The sequence below is a fragment of the Streptacidiphilus melanogenes genome, from assembly GCF_000787835.1.
Lineage (GTDB): Bacteria > Actinomycetota > Actinomycetes > Streptomycetales > Streptomycetaceae > Streptacidiphilus > Streptacidiphilus melanogenes.
On record NZ_BBPP01000008.1, the window covers coordinates 82400 to 85070 of the forward strand.

Annotated in this window: 2 protein-coding genes and 1 pseudogene; 2 read left to right on the forward strand and 1 reads right to left on the reverse strand. The window is 72.6% G+C overall.

Annotated features, from left to right (window positions below):
* Nucleotides 1-216: 216 nt before the first annotated feature.
* Nucleotides 217-732, reverse strand: a complete 516-nt coding sequence (locus TR49_RS11340; protein WP_042380409.1) for a hypothetical protein — start codon at nt 730-732, stop codon at nt 217-219.
* A gap of 276 nt (nt 733-1008) precedes the next feature.
* On the opposite strand from TR49_RS11340, the gene TR49_RS11345 reads away from it, so the two are divergent.
* Nucleotides 1009-1566, forward strand: coding sequence for a hypothetical protein (locus TR49_RS11345; RefSeq protein WP_042380410.1), 558 nt, complete (start codon nt 1009-1011; stop codon nt 1564-1566).
* Between the two features lie 377 nt (nt 1567-1943).
* Nucleotides 1944-2671, forward strand: a pseudogene (locus TR49_RS43720) (hypothetical protein); the annotation flags it as partial.

The window sequence follows — 2671 nt, forward strand, 5'->3', positions numbered from 1 at the left end:
GCCGTCGACCGCCGCTTCGTCGGCTGCCGGGTCGTCCGCCGCCGACGCGGTGCGCGGGCGGTCGCGGACGGCTTCGTCTCTCATCGTGAACTCCGTTGGCATCGGATCGCGCCGCCCGAAGAGAAGAGGGGTGTGCGGCTCTCGTGGCCGAAATGGACCAGGTAGGGACTCATCCTCCCGTGGGGCGGGTCCGCAGCCTAGGGCCGTTCGGCCCCGTCACCGCGCCGCGGCCGCGGCGACCGGCCGGGCACGCCTGCGGGCGGCGCCGCGCGGCCAGACGATCTCGACGGGGATCCCGCGTGCGCGGGCGTAGGCGACGAGATGGGCGGTGGCGTCGCAGGCGTCGGTCGACGAGCCGTCCCACACCGCAAGCACGCGGTCGCTTTCGGCGACGAGCTGCTCGTCGGCGGTGATCCGCGAGCAGCGGTCGGCGGGGTCGAAGCCCTGCAGCCGGGCGCACAGACAGATGCGCAGCAGCTCGCGCGCGGCGTCGGCGTCGCCCCGGGGCAGGGGCGTCATCATGCCGTCACGTGCGGGCAGCACGGCGATCAGCGTCCGCCCGGCCCCCGCCATGGCCCGCCCGAAGGCGAGCGGCGTTCCCGCACCGGCGCGGACCATGCCGATGCCTCTTTCCGGTCCCTCGGGGAGTCGATCCACTGCCTGGCGCAGCTTCCGCTCCACGAGCGCCAGGCTTTCCGGCTTCAGATCGGCGTGGCCGACGACGGTGATCACCCGTCTCCTCCGCATGTCCGACGTGTCTCGGTAGGGGAGGGGCGTCCCGGCCTCCGGCTGTCCCCGCGTCCGGTCGTTCCGGTGGTTGCCCCGAGTGAGTGAACTGCATCCGAGGTCGTCCCCGGTAGGGCCGACCGGCCCTACCGGGACGCCGACTCAGCCGGTGGCACGCAGAGCGAGCGTCCTCGACGCGCGTCGTGCGCGACCTCGAACTACGCTGCCGATCGAAGGCCTTGTCGGCCCGGCCAGAGCCCTGATCAGGACGGAAGCCTCGTCATGCGCACTCGCAACCAGCGACTGACCCCGCTCGCGGCGGTGGTGGCCGGCCTTCTGGCCGGGGCGGTGGGGACCGTGTGCCTGGACGCCGTCCACTACGTGAAGTACCGCCGTGACGGCGGCACGGACGCCCCGAAGGCATGGGAGTTCGCGCCCGTCGACGACTGGGAGAACGCTCCCGTCCCGGGCCAGGTGGCCAAGCGGCTGGTCGAGGGCTTCACCCAGCAGGAACTCCCGGACCGTTCGGCCTGGCTGACGAGCACCGTCGCCCACTGGGCCTACGGATCAGCGGCGGGCGCGGCCTACGGCGTCCTGGCCGGATCGCTGCGCACGCCGTGTCCCGCCTACGGCATCCCGCTCGGCGCCGCGCTGTTCGCCGGCGACTACGTCGCCCTGCCGGTCGCGGGCCTCTACCAGCCGATCCGCGAGTACGACGCCAAGGTCCTGGCCTGGGACCTCGGCGCCCACCTCGCCTACGGCGCAGGCACCGGCATCGCCTTCCGGTTCCTCGCCGCCGTCTTCTCGGCGACGGCGAGGAACTGCAAGGCAGCCGCCTGAGCCGGAACGTCCGGTGGGTCGTCGAGACGGAGGTCAGGCGCGGGCCCGGCAGACGGACTCCGAAGCCGTCGTGCTCGGAGACACGGCGGCAGACCACGTTGTCCGGCGTGCGCTCGGCGATGACGACCAGTTCGTCCCAGCGGGGCGACGTCACGGCAGGTGCGCTGCGCACACTCTGCAGGTCGGCAGTGGCGGCACCGTACACAATCCCGTTTCGGGGAAGGCAGGTTGAGGAAGAGGCACGTCTCTGGACAACGACATCGGCGGGGCGACAATGTCGGCAGGAGGCGATGCGGCCAGTGGGCGGGGGCTGGGGCGTGGTCGGAGATCTGAAGCGTGGGGCGTCTGCGCGTGGCGGGGTCGGGTGGGCGGTCTTCTTGAGCACCGTCGTGGCCGGTGCCGCGACCGTGGCCGTGGCGCAGGTGTGGATGTCCGGGGCTGTGGCCGCCGGGATCGGGACCGCTGTCGGCACGGTGTCCGGTGTCATCACCAACCTGTTCCATCCCAAGGGCCGCAGCGGCCCCTTTCGCGGCCGCCCCGAACCGGTGATCACGGACAGGCCCGTGAGCGCCCTCGATCCGGTCGGACTCGGCGTTCACCCCGCCGGGCCGGCCGACGCCGCGGCGCCGGTGTACGTGAGGCGTGATGCGGAGCCGAACCTGCGTGAGGCGCTTGCCCGTTCCTGGTTCGTGATGCTGCTGGGCGACTCGACGGCCGGGAAGACGCGGCTGGCCTACGAGACGGTTCGCGAGCTCTACCCGAGGGCGTGGCTGGTCTGCCCCCGTTCCAGGGCGGGACTGGGTGACGCGGCCGGAGCCGTCCGCAGGCGTCTTCGGCGGAGGGTTGTGGCGAGGCGACGCGAGCAGTGCCGTGTTGTCCTGTGGCTCGACGATCTCGAGACCTACCTCGGTCCGGAAGGGATCGACGACGACTGTCTGCGGACCATGCGCGCCTGGGGCGGCCCCCGGCTACGCGTCGTCGCCACGATGCGCTCGGAGGAGCACCGGCGCTTCGACGCCCGCGAGGAGAGCAAGCTGACCGGCGCGGACCGCGACCTGTGGCGGGCGGAGCGGAAGGTCGTGCAGGCGGCACACCTGGTCAGGCT